A 14,961-nucleotide genomic window follows, 5' to 3' on the forward strand; every position below is an offset into this window, starting at 1 on the left:
TATTTAAATTAACGTTACAAAAAGTAATCTACTTATTTGACATAAGTGGACCTTTTGGGTTATATTACTTACATAAAGTAATCAAGTTGCTAAACAATAGTTATTTAATGCATCATGAATAGAAGGAGAGGTTATGTAAATTATAAGAAAGATTGTTTTAGTTTAACTTTACTTTACTTATAAACACATCCACAATGAGATGTTTTAGGTGGTAAAAAACATGGGATTTTTAAATAAATTATTTGGGAAAACACCCCAGAAGGAGACAAATAAAATGGCAAACGTAAAATTAGCAGTAATTTATTACAGTTCAACAGGTACAAACTATCAAATGGCAAAATGGGCTGAAGAAGCCGCAACGGCAGCCGGAGCAGAAGTAAAAGTATTAAAAGCACCTGAGCTTGCACCTGAAGCAGCAATTGCATCTAACCCAGCATGGAAAGCGCATTATGATGCAACCAAAGATGTTTCTGAAGCAACCTCAGAGGACCTTGAATGGGCTGATGCTATCATCTTCAGTACAGCTACACGTTTCGGTGGCATCGCTTCTCAAATGAAGCAATTCCTTGATATGCAAGGCGGACTATGGGCACAAGGTAAACTTGTAAACAAAGTAGTAAGTGCAATGTCTTCCGCACAAAATGATCATGGCGGCCAAGAAGCTAGCATTCTTTCGCTATATACTTCACTAATGCATTGGGGTGCTATTATCGCGGCACCTGGATATACAGATCCTGTATTATTTACAACAGGAGGAAATCCGTACGGTGCAAGTGCAACAGTTGATGCAGAAGGTAATATAGCGAATGATGTAAAATCGGCTGTAGAAGTTCAAGCTAAGCGTACAGTAGATATTGCTGGACGTGTGAAAGCAGGAAATTAATCAGTTTCATCCAAAAGAGCTAATCGGAGTCCGTTCCGATTAGCTCTTTTTTTATGCATCAAAAGGGTACAACACAAATTTGCCGCTCTTATATGAAATCATTTAAAATAGAGTAACAATAGAATGAAAGGTGTTTGTCATGGAAAGATTAACGTTAGTTTCCTTGTTAGACGTGATTGGTGAGTTATTTTCGGATGAAATTTCAATTGCTGTATCCAATACGAGTGAATATATTTACTATCGGCCAAGTAAACGGGTTGATTTGAAAATTAGACAAGGAGATGCCGTGAAGGAAGGGACAATTGCCCATAAGGCGTTGATGTCAAAACAAAAGGTATCGGAGTTTATCGATCGGGATATATTTGGGGTCCCATATCATGGAATGGCTGTTCCGTTTGAGCGGAATGGGAAATTGGAAGGATGTGTCATGGCAATTTACCCAGCCTTAACAGAAGGGAAATCAGTTGTCACCGTCAAAACAGGGGATGGCTGGAAACCGATCCCTTTTAGTAATGTGAAATATTTAGAAGTGAAGGATAGAAAAACACATGTCGTTGCCGATGGTTGCTCGGGTACTAATAAAAACTCATTGCAGGAATTTGAATATTTATTGCCGAGGGAATCATTTGTACGCTGTCACAGGTCCTTTCTTGTTAATGTAAATCATATTAAAGAAATTTATCCGGATACACATTCGACATTTGTACTGGCAATGGACAATGGTGCAACAATTCCGGTTAGTCAATCATACTCCAGTTATTTTCGAAAATTGTTAGGGTTTTAAGGAAGATTGTTGTTTTTACACAATAGGTAGAAACTACGTGCTAATTACCGCTACGGAAATACACTTCGGTTTCCGAGAGCGTCTGTTGAGCCTCCTCAGGCAAAGACGGCGTTGGTCACAAAGGTTTCGGTGGGACGAGTAATCGCAGTCCCAAGACATGGCGACCTTAGCCTTTGTTCCTCCTCCGTACTGCGGGACCTCACCTAGGCCTTTTTTTCCGTTGGAGTCTTGTTCGGGACGATGTTTCCGCATTCGGGACGATGTTCTCGCTCTCGGGACGATGTTTCCGCTCGGGACGATGTTCTCGTTTTCGGGTTGATGTTTCCGCAATTCCGGTCGATATTTCTTCTTCCTGATTCAACCATTCACTTTCTATCAACTGCGAAATTTTAAGCAACAACCAATGTGAAAATTCCTTTAATAAATATGCTGTTTTAGACTGGGATTTTAATGTTCTAATCAGAAATTTCCTATCTCCAACTAGAATTCCCACTGTTTTTTTCTTGTACGTTAAAATAATTCTAATAATATTTTTAAAAGAGGGATTAAAGATGGAAGATAAATTGAAACGTATTAAAAACCCTGGTCTCAAGGATCGTGTTGTTTCAGCGGAGGAAGCTGCTTCATGGATTCAAGACGGCATGACATTGGGGTTAAGTGGATTTACACGTGCCGGTGATGTGAAAGCGGTACCAACTGCATTGATTAAACGTGCTGAAAATGAGGCATTTAAAGTAAACGTTTTCACAGGTGCTTCATTAGGTTCGGATATAGATAAGTTGTTTGCTGAAGCGGGGATTATTAATAAACGCCTTCCGTTTCAAGCAGATGCTACGATGCGCAAGAAAATTAACCAAGGTGGACATTTATTTGTTGATCATCATCTTTCACATACAGCAGAATTAGTAAGGTCAAGTGTTTTAGAGCCAATTGATTATGCAATTTTGGAAGCGGTTACTATTGAAGAAGATGGGATGATTATTCCGACGACATCCATTGGTAATTCATCGATATTTGGAGAGCATGCGAAAAACATTGTTGTGGAGATTAATATGGCGCAATCCCCATTATTAGAAGGATTGCATGATATTTATAGTCTGGAAAAACAAGGGCAGCGTCAACCGATTCCATTAACAAAACCGGATGATCGGATTGGTACTAAGGGAATCAAGGTCGACCCAGAAAGAATAAAGGGAATCGTGTTTACGAATCAACTGGATTCACCATCAACTATTGTTGAACCTGACCATGAAACGGAAATAATGGCACAACATTTACTAACATTTTTACGAAAAGAAGTGAAGGCTGGGAGACTTACGGAAACCCTTGCTCCGATTCAATCTGGAATTGGCTCCGTTGCAAATGCCGTGCTTCATGGTATGATTGACTCTGAATTCAATAACTTGGAAGTTTACTCTGAAGTATTACAAGACGCGGTATTTGATTTAATTGATGCCGGAAAAGTAAACTTTGCTTCATGTTGTTCTATCACATTGTCAGAAGCGAAGATGGCACAGGTTTTTGGATCGTTTGAAGATTATCGCGATAAGTTAATTATGCGACCACAAGAAATTTCCAATCATCCAGAAATCATTCGCCGACTCGGATTGATTTCGATTAATACAGCGTTAGAATTTGATATTTATGGGAATGTAAACTCTACACATGTTTCAGGAACCAAAATGATGAATGGAATAGGTGGATCTGGAGACTTTGCGCGAAATGCACGTTTGGCTATTTTCGTAACAAAATCAATTGCGAAGGACGGAGATATTTCAAGTATCGTTCCATTTGCCCCGCATGTTGATCATACCGAGCATGATGTTGATGTTGTTGTAACCGAACAAGGATATGCAGATTTGCGCGGACTTGCTCCTAGAGAACGTGTTCCATTAATTATTGAAAACTGTGCACACCCTATGTACCGTGAGCAATTATGGGATTATTACAATGAGGCGCTTGAACGAGGTGGACAAACTCCTCACGTGTTGGAGAAAGCCTTATCTTGGCACACAAATTTTGCCGAAACAGGTACGATGCGTCAGCGTGTTTTGGAAATGGTTTAATAAAGCAATGGGGCCTGTCTCTTAGTGAAACGGGCCCCATATCATTATTTATCTTCCTTTTTATTTGTGTCTGGATCAATTTCCTCAGAGAATTCAGTTTGTATTTGGTTCATCGTTCGTAAATCATGTCGTTCAAATGAAAAGTTCTCATCAATATAGGCGTGAATGAACGGTTCACAAATTGTGATGAAAAAGGCTCCTAATAAGGAAAGTGTAATCATTGGTAGGCTGCCCTCAATGAATAGACTTCCTAAAGCCCATAGTGAAAGGAATGTTAATGGAAAGTCTGCAATAGTAGCAGCAACATTGCCGAATTTACGCAGGATAAACATATCTCCGATTAGATAAGAAATCCCCGTAACAAGTAAGCTGATCCAAAACATATTAACTAACGTGGCATTGTAAAAGATCCCGAATATGGAGAAAACAGTAATGGCAATGACAATAAACTTTATACCTAATGCCTTTAAGTGGTCCATTGTATATCACATCCTTTAATTCATTCGTTTATCCTTATTATTATTTTCAAATACAAGTAAATTATCATGACTTTTAGCGATGAAAGTATGTTCTAGGGAGAAAATCATCTTGACGAGTAAGAATATAATAAATAAAATGAATGATAATCAGTCATTATTTGAGGTGGAGGTAAAAATGGAAGATAAAAAAGAGCGTATTGTTCAATCAGCAATTAAGGTTTTCTGTGAAAAAGGGATAGAGAAAACGAAAATATCGGATATTGTGAAGGGCGCGGGAATTGCCCAAGGTACATTTTATTTATATTTTCCCTCTAAATTTGCTGTCATGCCTTCTATTGCTGAAGTAATGGTTGAAAAAGAGCTTGTAGCATTAAAGGAAACAATTGATGATACAGCATCTTTTTCCAAACAACTTGAAAAGGTAGTTGATGTTGTATTCGATCTAACCAAGGATTATCGTGAAGTTTTTGCCTTGATTTATTCCGGTCTTGCTGCAACGGAATACCTGAAAGAGTGGGAAACAATTTATGCTCCGTACTATTCATGGATGAGCGAATTTTTAACCAAGGCAAAAGAAGAAGGGACCATTCGTGATACACTTCATGTTGAAAGAACAGCGGAAGTCTTAATTGGATTAATTGAATCTGTAGCAGAGCAATCTTATTTATATGCAGAGATAGATGAAAAATTAGTTGAGTTAAAAAAGAAGGAAGTAATAAATTTCACGGAGTATGCACTGGGCTTAAAGAGCTAGTGCTGTGTGAAGTTGCTAGAGGGACAATACCGATAATAATGACTGAACGTCAGTCAGGGGGAATAAAGAATGAATAAATCATGGATATATGTTGCGTTAACCAGCTTGTTTGAATTGTTGTGGGTGTTCCTGTTGAATACTGCCTCTGTATGGTGGCATTGGGCAGTCATTGTTTTTATGGTTCCATTGGATTTGCATTTTCTCGCAAAAGCATGTGAAAATCTGCCAACAGGAACGGTGTACGCTATTTTCGCAGCGGCGGGGACGATTGGTACAGCATTAATGGATGTGTTTTTGTTTGGCGGACATTTAAACATAGGGAAGATTCTTTTTATGGCCGTCTTAGTTGTTGGGGTAATTGGATTAAAGCTTTCTGATAATGATCAAACTGAAGGAGTTTTACAGTGATGGGTTGGATATTTATTGGTTTGGCGGCAATTTGTGAAGTGATTGGTGTATTAGGTTTGCGGCTATTCAGTCAAACTAGGACACTAAAAAATGGAACAATTTATCTTGGAGGGCTTGGTGGATCTTTTGTATTGTTGTACTTTTCATTTACGTATTTACAAGTAAGTATCGCTTATGCAGTCTTTATCGGGATTGGAACAGCTGGTGCGGTATTGTTGAATATGATTTTTTTCGGTGAGTCAAAAAGTATTTATCGAATTATGAGCCTAGTAGCGATTATCATTGGGGTAGTTGGATTGAAAGCATTATCTTAGGGTCAGACTCCTTTATAGGTGGCCTGACCCTTGTGATACTAATCCATTAACTCCGCAATAATCTCATACGAACGTAATCGGTCTTCATGGTTAAAAATTTGCGAGTTAATGATAAATTCATCTGCTTGTGTTTCATTTAAAAAGGCTTCTAACCCTTGTTTGACCGTTTCAGGCCCTCCGACAATGGTTGAACGTGAGTCAAGGGATTTTTCGACAGCTGCCTTCTCCATTTCCGTCCACACATCATCGATATTTTTAATTGGCGGTTGTAATTTCATTGGCTGACCTCTTCGTATGCTTAAAAATTGTTGTTGTTGCGATGTGGCAATATAATGAGCCTGTTCATCGGTGTCAGCTGCAATCACATTAACCCCAAGCATCGCATACGGTTTTTCCATTGTAGCCGATGGTTGGAAATTGCTGCGATACAAATTTAGTGCTGGAATCGTGTAATCCGGCGAAAAGTGACTAGCGAAAGAAAAAGGCATTCCCTTTTGCGCGGAAAGCTGTGCACTGAAGCCACTTGATCCAAGTAGCCAGATCGGGATATCAAGTCCTTCACCAGGAACCGCATGAACGCATTCAGTGCCGGCAAAATACCCTTGAAGTTCGTCTACTTGTAATGGAAAATCCTCTGGCCCCATATTCAGTGTCCGGCGTAATGCATAGGCTGTAGCCTGATCACTACCTGGTGCACGGCCAAGACCTAGGTCAATTCGTCCAGGAAACAATGTCTCAAGCGTACCAAACTGTTCAGCTATAACAAGTGTTGCATGATTTGGCAGCATGATACCACCTGAACCAACGCGCATATGATTTGTCGCACCAGCAATTTGACCGATAATTACGGATGTCGCTGAACTAGCGATACCAGGCATATTATGGTGCTCTGCTAACCAGTAACGGTTAAATCCCCACTCCTCAACGTGTTGTGCTAAATCAACACTATTTTGCAATGACTGTCCCGGATCGCTTCCTTCATTAACCGGAGAAAGATCTAGAACAGATAAGGGAATATTGTTAAATGTTTTGTTTAACGTCATTATTGATCACTCCTTCTTTAGTAAGAAATGATACGTCCTTTGTGAAAAGTCGTCCAATGTTCCGCCTAATGATCCAGTAGAATGATTATTTATTGATTAATCTGACACTTCTGTCGTTTATTGGTGTATTATCACCTGTAATCTAGTATAATTTTACTAGATAAACTGGATTTCGTGTTATCCTTGGAGGTGATGATGATCAGTGATTTTGTGCTTAAGCATAGCTTGAAAAAATCTGCGGAGCAAAAAAGTAAACAGCTGGAAAAGAACAGAGCGCATTTTAATAAAAGTCTGCACGAGCGAAGGGCTAACTTTTCTAAATCAACCCCTATCACAACTAACGAGTCCACTCAAAGAGAAAAAAGGCTGCGAAAACGAGTGCAAAAAGAATTAAATGGTAAAGAAAAAAAGCTGGAACAAAATAAGCAAGTGATTCGTGAGCAGCGACAGAGGCTTAAAGAAAATGAAGAAACAATTGCTAAACTACAACAAGAACGGTGGGAAACAAAGCAACAACTTTCTCAGATTCAGGGTCTTGAGGATGAATTGAATCAAAAAGACGTGACAATCAAGGAAGAAAAAGCTAAGCGAATCTTGGCAGAGCAAACAATTCAACAGTTGCAATTGGAATATGAACACACGAAGAGAAAAACGGGTGCGAATAAACTAGCACAGCTTTCGAACCAGGTAAAACAGCTAAAACAATCAAACCAATCTCTTCGTCGTCAAGTGGAGAACCATGATTTACTATCACGACAAAAATATGGAGACCTTGAACAAGAAGTAAGGAAGCTGCATAAAGAATTACAGATCTATCGGCAACGTGAAAATCGCATTCAAAAAAATCCAATGTACCTTATGCGGTATATGCAGCAATATATCACCAGTGATTACCTTCCTGATTTACTGGAACTAGTAGAAGATTTCATTACAATGGAAAATTTGCATCATTTTTATCGTGGACAACATAATTTGTTTTACCTGCTGATGCGACGTGTTAATTTACTCCACTATCATTCAAAAAATAATAAAAAGCGATATCGTCTACGTCATTCGAAAAACACGAATGAAATGATGCGACTTGGTTATCTAAGTTGTGAAAACAATCGATGGTTATTTGTAGATGTTACCAAAAATGGTCAAACGAATACTTATCCAGTAACAAGAAATGTAAGTAATGAAGAACTCGTCATTGATAGACCAGTAAAGGCATTTCTTCATCAGGAGGGCGTAACGGTTACCAAATGCTTTCAATTGGAATCGGCCTTTTCGAATAAACAGCCGATAAAAAAGAAACCGGTAAAATCAACTGCTCAAGAACGAGAATATTTATGGCTGGGTAATTTCACTGTTTTGGTGATTGGATCTCGTTTTATGAATGAATACAAATATCGTTTACAAAAACACGGTTGCTTGGTGGAATTACACAATCCCTACGAACAAAGTTTTGAGGTGCTGAAAGGGAAAATTAAACGAGCGGAAATTATCCTCGTATGCGAGCGGCATATTCCCCATAGTATCTGGGATTATGTAGATAAAAATCAACCATTTGTTAGTGTGTTACAGCAAGATAGCAAAGATCTGATTTCCACCTTTACCTATATAACATTGCAAAGATGTGAATTGATTTAAGCCTAAGAAAAATAAACCATTTGCAACAGCACCACACATAAAGTAGTATAGTAAGGTAGATAGAAGGCAAGTATTGAAATGAGGGTACACAATGAGCAAAACATCCATTTATGGACTTACATTTGATCAGCTAACAGATTGGCTGGTGGAACATGGACAACGAAAATTCCGCGCTCAACAAGTGTGGAATTGGTTATATAAGAAGCGTGTCACACACTTCTCTGAAATGAAAAACGTTAACAAAGATTGTATCGCATTATTAGAGGAACATTTCGTTTTGCATACACTAGAACCAGAAATTAAACAGGAATCCAAAGATGGTACGATCAAATTTTTGTTTAAATTACAGGATGGTAACTTAATTGAAACGGTATTAATGCGATTTAATTATGGGCTATCTGTTTGTGTCACGACCCAAGTAGGCTGCAATATCGGCTGTACGTTTTGTGCAAGTGGTTTACTTCGGAAAAACCGCGACTTAACGAGCGGTGAGATTGTCGAACAAATTATGAATGTGCAAAAACACCTTGATGAACAGGGTGAAGAGGAACGTGTTAGCCATATTGTTGTCATGGGTATCGGTGAACCGTTTGATAACTTTACCAATTTAATTGATTTTATCCGTGTCGTAAACGATGATAAGGGTCTTTGCATTGGTGCAAGACATATTACTGTTTCAACGAGTGGCCTTGCACACAAAATTTATGAATTTGCTGATACTGGGCTACAAGTTAATTTAGCAATTTCCCTACATGCTCCAAATAATGAATTAAGAACGCAGATTATGAAAATAAACAAAGCATTTCCAATTGAAAAGCTCATGAAATCAGTCGATTATTACTTAGAAAAAGTGAATCGGCGAATCACGTATGAGTATATTATGTTGCGAGATGTTAACGATCATAAAGAGGAAGCAGAACAACTTGCCAAATTGCTACATGATAAGCGTCATTTAACATATGTGAATTTAATTCCATATAATTCTGTTGATGAGCATAACCAATACCAACGTAGTGAACCAGAAGCAATTCAAGCATTTTTTGAAACGCTGAAGAAACGTGGTATAAATTGTGGTGTTCGTTGGGAAAATGGTGCTGATATTGATGCAGCTTGTGGACAGTTAAGAAGTAAACAAATTAAGAAGAAGAATGCTGTATAATGCATCCAATCAGGGGAACGTGTCTACTCGGTAGATGCGTTTTTTTGTTCAACAAAGTCATTTCGTTTGCCTCATAAATAATTTTTTCCCATACCAGAATAATAAAAGCAACAATAAAACAAACTAAAAAGGAGTATAAGTAGTACATATATTGGAGCTGAAAGAATGGAACAAAACGATATTATTAGACTTACTTCTGCAGAGCTTTCCCAGCTTTGGACGTCTTATATGAATGATAGTATGGCGATTTGTGTGATTAAATATTTTCTGGTTCACGCTGAGGATCAAGATGTTGTATCCATTTTAAATGAAGCATTACGTTTATCTGAAACACATGTAAAGGAAATTGCAGCTATTTTTGAATCTGTACAACAACCAATTCCCCTGGGCTTTACAGAAAAAGATGTAGATCTAAATGCCCCACGTCTATTCTCTGATACATTTTGTTTTATTTATTTGCAAAACATGGCGCGATTAGGGACAACGGCTTACGGTTTTGCTTTACCATTAATGTCACGTGAAGATACTATAGCTTATTATGAAAAATGTTTGGCCTCATCTAGTGAGCTTGTGACAAAACTGACAAGCGCCATGTTAAAGAAAGGTATCTATTCGAGGACACCTTATATCCCGACATCGGAACAAGTAAAATTTATTGAGAAACAAGGTTACATGCATGGTTACTTTGGAAAAAGACGACCATTAACGGGTTTTGAAACCACGTCTATCTTCGTCTGTTTGTTGACAAATATTTTTGGAAAGGTTTTGTTAACAGGTTATGCACAAGTGGCCAAAACGAAAAAGGTAAGAGAATACATGGCAAGAGGGGTTAAAATTGCCACAAAACATACAGAGGTTTTTGAAAGTATTCTTAAAGAAGATAATCTTTCTTCGCCACCAACATGGGATTCAGAAGTAACCACGTCAACGGTATCCCCATTTTCTGATAAATTGATGATGTTTCATACGAGGGCGTTTAGTGAGGCCAGTATAGCCAATTACGGTGCGGCAACTTCAACCTCCATGAGACATGACTTAATTCCACAGTTCTTTCGTCTTGCAACAGAAATGGGGAAATTTGGTGATGATGGGGTAGAAATTATGATCGACCATAAATGGCTTGAGGAGCAGCCAATGGCGGCAGATCGAGAAAAGATTTTTCGGGAAGGCAAATAGCTAATGTGGATAATGCAATGAAGGTGAATAATCATACAAAGCAAGGATTTCCACATGGGGATAACTTGCTTTTTTGTTTTAAGTTGTATATTTGTTGTGATTATCCTATATTATGATAAAGAGAACTGTTCGAAAGTGGAAGAGGTGTATTTCGTGAATAGACGTTTATTTTTAACGCAATTGCGGATTCAATTAAGGGGAATTCCTTCTGAAGAGATTGATAGCATTCTGAAGGATTATGAGGGATATTTTGACGAGGCAGAAGCAAATGGTATATCAGAAGAAGAAGCATCGCAAAATTTAGGGAATCCACATGAGCTTGCCAAAGAATTAAAGGCAAATCATCAAGGACAGCCCTATCAGCAGGTTTCAGGTTCACCAAATTCACTTCACAATGTTATCGTAACGATTGCTTTAGTCTTCTTTAATTTAATCATTGTACTAGGTCCGCTAATTGGGATTATTGGCTTATTTTTTGGCTTGGCGGTGATGACAGCGGCATTTATTATTTCACCACTGCTGACAATCGTTAGCATGGTGGCCGGAAATGGTTACTTATTTGAATTCTTTCTTGCTCTTATTCTAGCAGGTGTTGGTTTATTCATTTTCCCTAGTTTACTAAAGTTATATAAAGCAAGCTATCATTACTTTAGTAAGTATGTGCAATGGAATTTACGCATGATGAGAGGAGAATCATCATGAATAAAAAACTATATATTGTAGCTTTTTTCCTTGTAATTATTGGTGTGATCGGTGCAGCATTTTCGGCAAAGGATTTCTTTTCAAAGGAGCCCATAGATGGGGATGTGCACATTGCTTCCGCTGAGATTGAGCATATTATGGTTGATAGTCAGGTGGCAAATGTCCGTATAATTCAGTCGGCCTCAGATGATATTGAAGTGGAATGGGAGGGAACTTTGCTTAAATCGGCCTTGGATAGTGGTAATGTTTCCGTGGAAGAAGAGGGGACAACATTATGGGTAGGTACTGAAGAAGACAGCCTTTTTGATTTTGTTTCATTTGGGTTTAATTTTAATCCTTTAGAAATAACCATTCATTTACCGGAAAAGCAATTCACTTCTATTGTAGTTGACAATGATGTAGGTAATACGTATGTTTCCTCTGTGGATACAGAAAGGCTTCATGTGGAGTCTGACGTTTCAGATGTGGAAACTGCAAGTGTTAATGCGGATTTGCTCGAAGTGGAATCTGATGTGGGTTCGATTTACTTGAAAGATAGTAATGGTAAGCTTTTTGCCAAAAGCAATGTAGGAGATATTACGATTGACATCGATGAGATCAAGCATGATATGGAGATTATCTCGGATGTTGGTGACATAGTAATCACAACCTCGACTATACCAAGTAATGTATCATTTAATGGGAATTCTTCGGTTGGATCTGTCACTATGTTTGGGAAGGATGGTAGTTTTATTAATAAACAGGCAGAATACATGGTTCAGATAAGGAATGATGTAGGGGATATTGATATAATGGCGCGTTAATCACTAGGAAGAGGGATGCTAATTGTTAATCGGTATCCCTCTTTTAGAGCAGATATGGTGGTTCGAATCTCCGTCTCTAGCATGAATCAAAATCATGCGCTTTGCCGTTTAGATATAACCTCCCTCAACTTATACTAAAGTTAGGAATCTATAGAGGGGGGGATTTAGATGATGGGTATTGAGGATGTTATGCAAATAGTTGATGATCGTTGCAGACGAAAATAATAATATAAACGTGAAGCACCTTTTCATCATCGAAAGGGTGCATTTTTTTGCTTAAAATTAATGCTGTTTTCCAAAAGATTATTATTTTGAAGAAATAAATGATAAAAACCCCTTTCTAGCAGCCCGTACACACGTAGACTCTGGGGGAAGAGAGGCATCGGTGAGACCCCGCAGTGCGGAAAGGGAGTAAAGGCCAAGATCGCCACGTCCTGTGGCAACGCCTTCATGACCAACGTCGTGTTGGCCTGAGGAGGCTCTCCAGCCGCCCCCGGAAAGCGAAGTGTGTACGGGCTGCGGGGCAGAAAGTAACATACAACGCGAAGACAGCTAAAATTAATGCTAATGAAGGTGACTTCATGAAAAAAATGTGGGATCAATACTGCATTTTGTTCTGAATTGACTAACATTTTACATGTATACATATTTGTTTACATGTTTACAAAAAGAATGCTTAATATTTACAATGGCGTGTGCATGTAAACAAAATAGTGTACATGTTGATTTAGCAACGAATGCGTAGTTGTACACATGTATACAATAAAGAATACATTCGAAAGTCTTATTGATTAATTTAGGAAAATCTATTAATCTAGTAATGTAAGTCATTTTTATATTGGAGGGAAATTACAATTATGACGAAATCTAGAATAGCAGCAGTTGATGTTGGAAATGATGCCGTTAAAGCAAATTTCGGTAAATTAGAAAATGAACTATACATTCCAAACGTCGTTGCACAGGATATGGAAGACCGCCCTGTTATCGGAATTGAAGAGTTGGATAAAAAAAATCCAGTTGATAATTTACATATTCGCCTACATTCACCAGCGCTGGAGGAGAACAATGTCGTTTATCGTGTAGGAAATCTTGCAACGAAAACAGATAATTCGACAGAACTAGATCCAGGCAGCAGTAAATCAGAAGAAGATCAAACATTGGTTATGTTATTTGCTTCGATTGCGCTTGATGCTGTCAGCAGTGGTGCGTTCAAAGAAACGAAGGACAATGTAGTGGATGCAACGTATACATTAGGTACCGGCTTGCCATTGCGTGAGGTTAAGGAAGGAAAAGATGTAGGGTATCGTTCACAATTGTTAGGATCGGTTCACCAGGTGGAATTTCTAGTGACACCACGTTATCAAGGGAAAAAGGTAAATATTAAATTTGATGAAGTGAAGGTTTATCCAGAAGGTTTTGCAGCATATGTTAATCTTGTTATGGATAATGATTTAAAGGTTACCAACAAAGAACTGATTGATAAACAAATTTTGATACAGGATATCGGTGGACTTTCAACGGATATTGCAGTCATTCGCAATCGAAATGTTGATGATGATAAAGCACAAGGGTTTAACTTAGGTGTAGCAGAGTCATTGGAATCAATCCGTGAAGAAATTCGCAAAAAACATGGTGTCGAATTGGATAGTCGCCGTGATGTTGTTGATATTATCACAAGGAAAAATGATCGACATCATATTATGGTAAAGGGTAGTCGGACAAGCGTACACGATATTACCGACCACATCCTGTTAGAATTAGCGAAAAAGGAATATCGCTTCTTAAGGAATGTTTGGGCGAAAAACTCGCAATCTGAGATTTGCTATTTTGTTGGTGGCGGATCAGCCGTGTTGAAGGACTACTTAAAAGCGTTAAACAATAAACTAGATGGCTTTAACATTGACTTTTTCGAGGATGAAAATGAGAGCATTTGGATGATGGCAAATGCATACTATAAGTTGATCACTCAATTTATGGGTAATTTGAATAAAGAAACAAAGGAAGAGAAAAAAGTAGCAGCGGAAGAAAAATAGGGTGATATGATGGGTGATTCGAAAAAGAGCATAGAGCGGGGACAATCGATTACTTTTCGTGTTCCTTCTGATACACCTGATTATCTATTAAAACAATTACAGAAATTAAAGGAAACCGAGCGGCGGAATTTTTCAAGTAAAATTGCTCAGTTTGTTTTAAAAGGGGTCAATGAAACATTTGCGAGAGAACGTGAGTCCATCACAATCCCTTTGCCAAAACAGCTGACTAAGGAACAAAAGAGCTGGCTGAAGCATGAACATTCCGAAGCACTTATTGGTAGTATTTTATATCAACTGTTAAATGATCCAATGCGTGCAACATCATTGTTGGCAGCGTTGAATAGTAACAGTTCCAACATTGATGAAGCACTTTATTTACAAGAGGAAGCAGCTGCAACGATACCTGAGGAACCTCCGATGGAAAACGTAGAGGAGTTACAAACGGATAAAGCTGCGGATGACTTTGATATTGGTGATTTAACAATGGACAGTCTGCAAAATACGTTTGATGAACAATCTGAAGAAGAAGCCCAGGATGACGCCGAAGATGACGATCCATTAGGCGACTTTTTCTCGAAAATGAATAAGTAGACAATCTTAACAGTGTACTGATAAAGAAAGAGGAGTACCGTTTCCGTGGAGAAAACGAATAAGGAGACCAAATCATTTGCGATTTGGTCTCCTTTACTTGTTGAATCAATATTTATCGGCTTTAAAAGTACGAA

16 protein-coding genes are annotated in these 14,961 nt (G+C 38.3%); 13 read left to right on the plus strand and 3 right to left on the minus strand.

From position 1 onward, the window contains the following. Nucleotides 1–220: 220 nt before the first annotated feature. Both wrbA and C8270_RS05440 read left to right on the plus strand, forming a co-directional pair. The gene (gene wrbA, locus C8270_RS05435; RefSeq protein WP_106495854.1) at nucleotides 221–883 is read left to right on the plus strand and encodes an NAD(P)H:quinone oxidoreductase; all 663 of its coding nucleotides are present in this window, start codon (nucleotides 221–223) and stop codon (nucleotides 881–883) included. Nucleotides 884–1,022: 139 nt separating this feature from the next. Next, nucleotides 1,023–1,667, plus strand: a complete 645-nt coding sequence (locus tag C8270_RS05440) for a LytTR family DNA-binding domain-containing protein (RefSeq protein ID WP_106495855.1) — start codon at nucleotides 1,023–1,025, stop codon at nucleotides 1,665–1,667. 199 nt (nucleotides 1,668–1,866) lie between these two features. Here the strand turns inward: C8270_RS05440 and C8270_RS05445 are convergent, their stop codons facing one another. Continuing rightward, a complete protein-coding gene (locus C8270_RS05445; protein ID WP_106495856.1) occupies nucleotides 1,867–2,160 on the minus strand; it encodes a hypothetical protein in 294 nt (97 codons plus the stop codon). 58 nt (nucleotides 2,161–2,218) lie between these two features. On the opposite strand from C8270_RS05445, the gene C8270_RS05450 reads away from it, so the two are divergent. Next, nucleotides 2,219–3,733, plus strand: coding sequence for an acetyl-CoA hydrolase/transferase family protein (locus tag C8270_RS05450; protein ID WP_106495857.1), 1,515 nt, complete (start codon nucleotides 2,219–2,221; stop codon nucleotides 3,731–3,733). 44 nt (nucleotides 3,734–3,777) lie between these two features. On the opposite strand, the gene C8270_RS05455 is transcribed toward C8270_RS05450, so the two are convergent. After that, nucleotides 3,778–4,212: a YndM family protein gene (locus C8270_RS05455; RefSeq protein WP_106495858.1), complete on the minus strand. Its 435-nt coding sequence runs from the start codon at nucleotides 4,210–4,212 to the stop codon at nucleotides 3,778–3,780. A 175-nt stretch (nucleotides 4,213–4,387) separates the two neighbouring features. On the opposite strand from C8270_RS05455, the gene C8270_RS05460 reads away from it, so the two are divergent. From C8270_RS05460 to C8270_RS05470, 3 genes are all read left to right on the plus strand, one after another. After that, entirely contained in the window at nucleotides 4,388–4,966 is a 579-nt protein-coding gene (locus C8270_RS05460; RefSeq protein ID WP_106498455.1) for a TetR family transcriptional regulator, read from the plus strand. Nucleotides 4,967–5,035: 69 nt separating this feature from the next. Beyond that, nucleotides 5,036–5,374, plus strand: coding sequence for a DMT family transporter (locus tag C8270_RS05465; RefSeq protein ID WP_106495859.1), 339 nt, complete (start codon nucleotides 5,036–5,038; stop codon nucleotides 5,372–5,374). Then, entirely contained in the window at nucleotides 5,374–5,688 is a 315-nt protein-coding gene (locus C8270_RS05470; RefSeq protein WP_106495860.1) for a DMT family transporter, read from the plus strand. Before C8270_RS05465 ends, C8270_RS05470 begins: the two co-directional genes overlap by 1 nt. A 38-nt stretch (nucleotides 5,689–5,726) precedes the next feature. Here C8270_RS05470 and C8270_RS05475 read toward each other — a convergent pair whose 3' ends face one another. Further along, nucleotides 5,727–6,731 (minus strand): LLM class flavin-dependent oxidoreductase, encoded by a 1,005-nt coding sequence (locus C8270_RS05475; protein ID WP_199794646.1) that lies wholly within the window; start codon nucleotides 6,729–6,731, stop codon nucleotides 5,727–5,729. Between the two features lie 195 nt (nucleotides 6,732–6,926). Between C8270_RS05475 and C8270_RS05480 the strand changes: the two genes are divergently transcribed. The 7 genes from C8270_RS05480 (at nucleotide 6,927) to C8270_RS05515 (ending at nucleotide 14,827) form a co-directional block, all read left to right on the plus strand. Beyond that, nucleotides 6,927–8,363, plus strand: a complete 1,437-nt coding sequence (locus tag C8270_RS05480; protein ID WP_106495862.1) for a hypothetical protein — start codon at nucleotides 6,927–6,929, stop codon at nucleotides 8,361–8,363. A 91-nt stretch (nucleotides 8,364–8,454) separates the two neighbouring features. After that, entirely contained in the window at nucleotides 8,455–9,522 is a 1,068-nt protein-coding gene (rlmN, locus tag C8270_RS05485) for a 23S rRNA (adenine(2503)-C(2))-methyltransferase RlmN (protein WP_106495863.1), read from the plus strand. A 165-nt stretch (nucleotides 9,523–9,687) separates the two neighbouring features. Then, nucleotides 9,688–10,698, plus strand: a complete 1,011-nt coding sequence (locus tag C8270_RS05490) for a DUF3231 family protein (protein ID WP_106495864.1) — start codon at nucleotides 9,688–9,690, stop codon at nucleotides 10,696–10,698. A 153-nt stretch (nucleotides 10,699–10,851) separates the two neighbouring features. Beyond that, nucleotides 10,852–11,400: a DUF1700 domain-containing protein gene (locus C8270_RS05495; RefSeq protein ID WP_158701600.1), complete on the plus strand. Its 549-nt coding sequence runs from the start codon at nucleotides 10,852–10,854 to the stop codon at nucleotides 11,398–11,400. Next, nucleotides 11,397–12,203: a DUF4097 family beta strand repeat-containing protein gene (locus C8270_RS05500; protein ID WP_158701601.1), complete on the plus strand. Its 807-nt coding sequence runs from the start codon at nucleotides 11,397–11,399 to the stop codon at nucleotides 12,201–12,203. The genes C8270_RS05495 and C8270_RS05500 overlap by 4 nt, the downstream gene beginning before the upstream one ends. A gap of 857 nt (nucleotides 12,204–13,060) precedes the next feature. Beyond that, nucleotides 13,061–14,236 carry a ParM/StbA family protein gene (locus C8270_RS05510; protein WP_106495868.1) on the plus strand — a complete coding sequence of 392 codons (1,176 nt, stop codon included), beginning with the start codon at nucleotides 13,061–13,063 and terminating at the stop codon, nucleotides 14,234–14,236. Between the two features lie 9 nt (nucleotides 14,237–14,245). After that, nucleotides 14,246–14,827, plus strand: coding sequence for a hypothetical protein (locus tag C8270_RS05515; protein WP_106495869.1), 582 nt, complete (start codon nucleotides 14,246–14,248; stop codon nucleotides 14,825–14,827). Nucleotides 14,828–14,961: the final 134 nt, after the last annotated feature.

It is taken from the genome of Lentibacillus sp. Marseille-P4043 (genome assembly GCF_900258515.1).
GTDB lineage: Bacteria > Bacillota > Bacilli > Bacillales > Amphibacillaceae > Lentibacillus_C.

Excerpts from the sequence above, each read along its gene's own strand:
- C8270_RS05515 (WP_106495869.1), top strand. The coding sequence starts at position 14,246 with ATGGGTGATTCGAAAAAGAGCATAGAGCGGGGACAATCGATTACTTTT.
- C8270_RS05460 (WP_106498455.1), top strand. The coding sequence starts at position 4,388 with ATGGAAGATAAAAAAGAGCGTATTGTTCAATCAGCAATTAAGGTTTTC.
- C8270_RS05470 (WP_106495860.1), top strand. The coding sequence starts at position 5,374 with ATGGGTTGGATATTTATTGGTTTGGCGGCAATTTGTGAAGTGATTGGT.
- rlmN (WP_106495863.1), top strand. The coding sequence starts at position 8,455 with ATGAGCAAAACATCCATTTATGGACTTACATTTGATCAGCTAACAGAT.
- C8270_RS05450 (WP_106495857.1), top strand. The coding sequence starts at position 2,219 with ATGGAAGATAAATTGAAACGTATTAAAAACCCTGGTCTCAAGGATCGT.
- wrbA (WP_106495854.1), top strand. The coding sequence starts at position 221 with ATGGGATTTTTAAATAAATTATTTGGGAAAACACCCCAGAAGGAGACA.
- C8270_RS05440 (WP_106495855.1), top strand. The coding sequence starts at position 1,023 with ATGGAAAGATTAACGTTAGTTTCCTTGTTAGACGTGATTGGTGAGTTA.
- C8270_RS05465 (WP_106495859.1), top strand. The coding sequence starts at position 5,036 with ATGAATAAATCATGGATATATGTTGCGTTAACCAGCTTGTTTGAATTG.
- C8270_RS05480 (WP_106495862.1), top strand. The coding sequence starts at position 6,927 with ATGATCAGTGATTTTGTGCTTAAGCATAGCTTGAAAAAATCTGCGGAG.
- C8270_RS05510 (WP_106495868.1), top strand. The coding sequence starts at position 13,061 with ATGACGAAATCTAGAATAGCAGCAGTTGATGTTGGAAATGATGCCGTT.
- C8270_RS05475 (WP_199794646.1), bottom strand. The coding sequence starts at position 6,731 with ATGACGTTAAACAAAACATTTAACAATATTCCCTTATCTGTTCTAGAT.
- C8270_RS05455 (WP_106495858.1), bottom strand. The coding sequence starts at position 4,212 with ATGGACCACTTAAAGGCATTAGGTATAAAGTTTATTGTCATTGCCATT.
- C8270_RS05500 (WP_158701601.1), top strand. The coding sequence starts at position 11,397 with ATGAATAAAAAACTATATATTGTAGCTTTTTTCCTTGTAATTATTGGT.
- C8270_RS05490 (WP_106495864.1), top strand. The coding sequence starts at position 9,688 with ATGGAACAAAACGATATTATTAGACTTACTTCTGCAGAGCTTTCCCAG.